Origin of the sequence: Myxococcus sp. AM009, from assembly GCF_013372605.1 — a bacterium.
Taxonomy (GTDB): Bacteria; Myxococcota; Myxococcia; order Myxococcales; family Myxococcaceae; genus Myxococcus; species Myxococcus vastator.
Genome location: NZ_JABXEP010000281.1, coordinates 1 through 5,062, shown reverse-complemented (window position 1 = coordinate 5,062; position 5,062 = coordinate 1). Strand labels below are relative to the sequence as shown.

The following is a 5,062-nucleotide window of genomic DNA, read 5'->3' as shown; positions in this document are numbered from 1 at the left end:
CCCCCGCGGTAGCGGGCCTGGAGCCGCTCGTCGAAGAAGCGGGCGTAGCTCATCACCTCCCGGTCCGGGTGGTGGCGGCGCATGTGCTCGACATAGGTGTCGTAGTCCGGAACACCAATCATCAGCCGGGCCACCTGCACCGCGCGGCGCCACGCGTGCCCCAGCCGAGCCCACACGGCGGCCATGTCAGCGAACCTCCGCCGGCAGCGGCACGGCGGGTGACTCCTTCGCGGTGGCCGTCGGGGACCGCCAGGCCGCCCGCGCATGAGCCAGGAAGGAGATGCGCACGTCGTCGCCGAACACCTTCTGCCACCCCGCCGTCAGCGTGCAGAGCACCAGCCACGCCGCGGGCACGGCGGGCACCCAGGCGTAGCGCTGCCGCTTCATCTTCACCAGGATGACGGTCGCCAGCGTGAGCGCGATGGCGGCCAGCATCTGGTTGGCGATACCGAACAGCGGCCACAGCGTGTTGATGCCGCCCAGCGGGTCCACCACGCCCTGGTAGAGGAAGTACCCCCACGCCGCCACGCAGAGGGCCGTGGCAATCATGTTGGCCGTCCAGGACTCGGTACGCTTGAGCGGGGCGTACACCAGCCCGGCCAGCTCCTGAATCATGAAGCGGCCCACGCGCGTGCCCGCGTCCACCGTGGTGAGGATGAACAGCGCCTCGAAGAGGATGGCGTAGTGGTACCAGAAGGCCATCATCCCCTCGCCCGACACGAGGCCATGGAGAATCTGCGCCATGCCCACCGCCAGCGTCGGCGCGCCGCCCGCGCGGGACAGGATGGTGGACTCACCGATGTCCCTGGCCGTCTGGCTGAGCACCTCCGGCGTGACGACGAAGCCCCACTGGCTGATGGTGCGCGCGGCCTCCTCCACGGTGGTGCCAATCACCGACGGCGGCGAGTTCATGGAGAAGTACACGCCCGGGTCCAGCACCGACGCGGCGATGAGCGCCATGATGGCGACGAAGGACTCCATCAACATGGAGCCGTAGCCCACCATCCGCGCGTCCCCTTCGTTGGCCAGCATCTTCGGCGTCGTTCCGGAGGAGATGAGCGAGTGCCACCCGGACACCGCGCCGCAGGCGATGGTGATGAACAGGAAGGGGAACAGCCCGCCGGAGAACACGGGCCCCGAGCCGTCGATGAAGCGCGTCACCGCCGGCATCCGCAGCTCCGGCGCGGCCAGGAGGATGCCCACTGCCAGGAGCAGCACGGTGCCAATCTTCAGGAAGGTGGACAGGTAGTCGCGGGGCGCCAGCAGCAGCCACACCGGCAGCACGGACGCGCAGAAGCCGTAGCCAATCAGCATCCACGCCAGCGCCTTGGCGTCGAAGGTGAACGCGGCGCCCCAGGTCGGGTGCCCGGCGACGTGGCCGCCCAGCCAGATGGACAACATCAGCAGCACGAAGCCCGCGATGGAGACCTCCAGCACGCGGCCGGGGCGGAGGTAGCGCAGGTAGAGCCCCATCAGCACGGCGATGGGCATCGTCATCGCGACGGTGAAGGTGCCCCAGGGGCTGTGCGCCAGCGCCTTCACGACGACCAGCGCCAGCACGGCGAGGATGATCATCATGATCATCAACACGCCAATCATCGCCGTCACCCCGGCGGCGGGCCCCAGCTCCAGGCGCACCATGTCGCCCAGGGACTTGCCGTCACGGCGCACGGAGAAGACCAGGATGACGAAGTCCTGCACCGCGCCCGCCAGCACCGCGCCCACCAGAATCCACAGCGTGCCGGGCAGGTAGCCCATCTGCGCGGCCAGCACCGGCCCCACCAGCGGCCCCGCCCCGGCGATGGCGGCGAAGTGGTGGCCGAACAGCACCCACTTGTCCGTGGGCACGTAGTCCAGGCCGTCGTTGCGCAGGTGCGCCGGCGTCGCGCGCGAGGGGTCCACGCCCAGCGCCTTGCGCGCCACGAAGCGGCCGTAGAAGCGGTAGCCGATGAGATAGACAGAGGCGGACGCCACCACCAGCCAGATGGCGTTGATGCTTTCGCCCCGGTGCAGGGCCACCGTGCCCAGGCTCACCGCGCCCGCGGCGGCGAGCAGCACCCAGGCCAACTTCCGCGCGACTCCACCCATGCGTGCCTCCGTGTGGCGGCGCCATGCCGCTGCGAGCGGCGGGCACCGGCCCACGGGCGGCTATAGCCCGGGCTCCGCACCCGGGGTAACAAATGCAGGGACGTGGCGCACGTCACCCCTTCGCGGGCTTCTCCAGGACGAGCCCGAAGTGCGTGTAGCAGGTCGGGTGCAGGTCCATGATGTTCTCGAAGTGGAAGACGCGGGACGTGAGGCCCGCCGCGTGCGCGGGCGCCAGGACGCGCTCCTTCAAGGTGACGGCGTCGTAGAAGCGGCCGTGCCGCTCGCCCCAGCACGGGAACAGATGGATGATGGGCTCCGCGTCGCGGCGGATGTCGTAACCCCACGCGGGGTCACACATGGTGAAGGCGTACTCGCCCAGGTACAGCGGGACGATGCAGACCTTTCCTCCGGGCCGGAGCACACGCCCCGCCTCCCGGATGAAGCCCGTGTCCGCGCGCCCCTCGAAGTGCTCGAAGGAGCAGTGCAGCGTCATCGCGTCCACCGAGCCGTCCTCGAGCGGGAGCTCCGCCGCCGAGCCGCCAATCTGGTGGCCGTGGATGCCCGGCGGGAAGACGAGGTCCTGCGCGTAGATGTTCCGCGTCCGACCCAGCTCGCGAACGACATCCAGGTACGGGCTGCTCGGGGTGGAGGCGATGTCCACGTAGACGGCGTCCTCACGCGCCACCAGCGCTTCAATCTGCTTCCATGTGAAGTAGTACTGTGGCCGCTTCTCCCAGTAGGGCTGGAAGCCGCAGAAGTGCCGGATGGTGGCGTTGTGCGCCTGGAGCCCGTCCCAGAAGCGCTCCAGCTCCGCCACGTCGAAGCGGTAGGGCTCGACGGGGATGCCAGCCTGGCGCAGCGGCTCCGGCTGCTTGAGCTGGGGGCCAGGGCCATAGCGGCCGAACCCCGTCAGGCTCAGCAGCTTCGACAACGGCCCCGACGCCTTGTAGGCGGCGCGGTGCCGGACGCTCTTCTTTACGCGGGTCAGCAGGTTCACGGAGGTCCCCCGGGCGGATGCCCGAAACGAGCCGGATTCTGGGAGAGCGTCCCGGACGCGTCAATGCGCCCCGGCGCCCGCCTGCCCTGGGTGCCAGCGTGCCTGCTGGACGAGCCGAGAGATGGCTCTCCCGTAGGTCGCGGCCCAGCCTCTGGTTCCTCGCAGTCCCGGGACTGCGTCATGGAGGGAGGTGTCGGCCAGTTCAGCGGCGCTGTGCGCAGGGTCAATGGAAGGCCGTGCGCCACCGCGCGGGTCGTCGCGATTCCTCACACCTGCCACCAAAGCCTCGCACATGCGAGAGTGTCCTGATGAACACTCTATATCTGGTCCTGCTCGCGGTCGCGGTCGCAACGCCATCCACGATGGAGGTCCCCGCGGCGCCCTCGCCCTTTGAACCCGTTCCGCTCCTTGAGTCCGCCATTCCTGACGGTCAGGCGGGGATTTCGAGCAAGGACAAGGACAAGGACAAGAAGGACCGGTCCGGAAAGGCCTTCACGAAGCGGCAGAAGGACACCGTGAAGGAACGGAACGCGAAGGAGAATGACGGAAAGATCCGCTGTGTGAATTGCAAAGTCGAGACGGTCCCCGGCAAGAGGCACCAGAAGGGCGTGACGCCTCCGTCGAACGAGGCCCATGTCGACCACAAGCGCGCCAGGTCGAAGGGAGGCGCGGGGGATGTGGAGAATGGACAGGTGCTCTGCCGGAAGTGCAACCTCAAGAAGGGCAACAGGCACTCTTGCGACGGGAAGTCGAAATGAGCACTGCGGATGGCGATGACCGGGTCAAGGTCATCTTCGAGCTGGAGAAGGATGAGGACGACTACCCCCCCGCGGACTCCGAGGGGCTCTGGGCGCGCCCTGTAGGAGAAGGGTTGTTCCAGCTCGACAACGTCCCCTTCTTCGCGAAGGGCGTCGCCTGCGAAGACGTCGTCTCCGCCAAGCTCGTGGACGGAGAGCTCCTGTTCCAGAAGGTCGTCCGGCCCTCGGGGCATGCCACCCTGCGCCTCATCATCTACGACGAGGAGGAGGTCCCCTCCGTCAAGGCGCTCCTGGAGAAGCAGGGCTGCGCCGTCGAGAAAAGCCATGTCCCCGGGCTCATCTCCGTGGATGTTCCGCCCACGGTCTCTCTCGACGCCTTGAAGCCGCTCCTGGACGAAGGTGAAGACGAGGAGCGTTGGGGCTACGAGGAGGCGTGTCTGCCTTAGCGGGCCTGCTGCGCCTCGGGCACCGCGCGGGCCGCCTCGCCCGAGCCCAGGCCTCCCGCCCGAGCGCGCTCCAGGTGTGGCGCCAGCCGTCCGGCGCCCATCAACCCCGCCATGCGGAGGTCGGAGATGAACGACCAGAGCGGGTACTTGAACGACGCGGGCTTGTTCCGCTCGATGACGAAGTGGCTGAACCACGCGAAGCCGTAGGCAGCGACGAGCGCGGCCGGAACCAGCGCGCCGCGGCCCGTGACGGCGGCCGTCACGCCCAGCCCCACGCCCAGGGTGGTGCCCGTGAAGTGAAGCCAGCGCGTCGAGGGCAGCGCGTGCTCCCGCAGGTAGAACGGCCAGAACTCGGCATAGGTCTCGATGCGGTCGGACATGGTGTGAAGTTAGGGCCCACGGGCAGGGACAGGCAAGGGTGCTCCCCGCACGCCCATCCGCCGGGCAGGCCGTCCAGCATCCGTCATGTTTTCCAGTCACAGGTCGCTCGCCCCGGCCCGGACCTGCCCGAGTCCTCCAGGTCATGAAAGACTCTGGAGCCATGACGGAGTGGATGCCCAAGCCGAACCCCTCGGTCGACCTGCGGACGCTGGCGCTCAGTCCAGAAGAGGGCTTCGTGCTCTCCCGCCTGGACGGCGCCACACCTGCCCGGAACCTGCCCGCGCTGACGGGCCTGCCCCCCGAGCGGCTGCGGATCATCCTCTCCCGGCTCGTCACCCAGGGCGCGCTGCTGCCCACGCCCGCCTCTAGCCCGGCGCGTCCAGCCCCCTCCC

At 68.8% G+C, this 5,062-nt stretch carries 6 protein-coding genes and 1 pseudogene; 3 read left to right on the top strand and 4 right to left on the bottom strand.

Going from position 1 to position 5,062, the window contains the following annotated elements; translation table 11 throughout:
• The 3 genes from HV824_RS34815 to HV824_RS34805 all read right to left on the bottom strand — a co-directional run.
• A partial coding sequence (locus HV824_RS34815) for a YbdD/YjiX family protein (protein ID WP_176425194.1) occupies window positions 1-185 on the bottom strand: 185 nt, incomplete at its 3' end.
• Between the two features lies 1 nt (window position 186).
• The gene (locus tag HV824_RS34810; protein ID WP_176425193.1) at window positions 187-2,088 is read right to left on the bottom strand and encodes a carbon starvation CstA family protein; all 1,902 of its coding nucleotides are present in this window, start codon (window positions 2,086-2,088) and stop codon (window positions 187-189) included.
• 112 nt (window positions 2,089-2,200) lie between these two features.
• The gene (locus tag HV824_RS34805; protein ID WP_176420030.1) at window positions 2,201-3,085 is read right to left on the bottom strand and encodes a methyltransferase domain-containing protein; all 885 of its coding nucleotides are present in this window, start codon (window positions 3,083-3,085) and stop codon (window positions 2,201-2,203) included.
• Window positions 3,086-3,393: 308 nt separating this feature from the next.
• On the opposite strand from HV824_RS34805, the gene HV824_RS34800 reads away from it, so the two are divergent.
• Both HV824_RS34800 and HV824_RS34795 read left to right on the top strand, forming a co-directional pair.
• Complete coding sequence (locus HV824_RS34800) at window positions 3,394-3,843, top strand: HNH endonuclease (protein WP_176420031.1); 450 nt, start codon at window positions 3,394-3,396, stop codon at window positions 3,841-3,843.
• Window positions 3,840-4,289 (top strand): DUF4265 domain-containing protein, encoded by a 450-nt coding sequence (locus tag HV824_RS34795; protein WP_176420032.1) that lies wholly within the window; start codon window positions 3,840-3,842, stop codon window positions 4,287-4,289. Before HV824_RS34800 ends, HV824_RS34795 begins: the two co-directional genes overlap by 4 nt.
• On the opposite strand, the gene HV824_RS34790 is transcribed toward HV824_RS34795, so the two are convergent.
• Entirely contained in the window at window positions 4,286-4,669 is a 384-nt protein-coding gene (locus HV824_RS34790) for a DUF962 domain-containing protein (protein WP_176420033.1), read from the bottom strand. The genes HV824_RS34795 and HV824_RS34790 overlap by 4 nt on opposite strands.
• A gap of 161 nt (window positions 4,670-4,830) precedes the next feature.
• Between HV824_RS34790 and HV824_RS34785 the strand changes: the two are divergent.
• Window positions 4,831-5,062: pseudogene (locus tag HV824_RS34785) on the top strand (hypothetical protein); the annotation flags it as partial.

Coding starts and splice junctions, on each gene's coding strand:
- HV824_RS34810 (WP_176425193.1), bottom strand. CDS start 2,088: ATGGGTGGAGTCGCGCGGAAGTTGGCCTGGGTGCTGCTCGCCGCCGCG.
- HV824_RS34800 (WP_176420031.1), top strand. CDS start 3,394: ATGAACACTCTATATCTGGTCCTGCTCGCGGTCGCGGTCGCAACGCCA.
- HV824_RS34795 (WP_176420032.1), top strand. CDS start 3,840: ATGAGCACTGCGGATGGCGATGACCGGGTCAAGGTCATCTTCGAGCTG.
- HV824_RS34790 (WP_176420033.1), bottom strand. CDS start 4,669: ATGTCCGACCGCATCGAGACCTATGCCGAGTTCTGGCCGTTCTACCTG.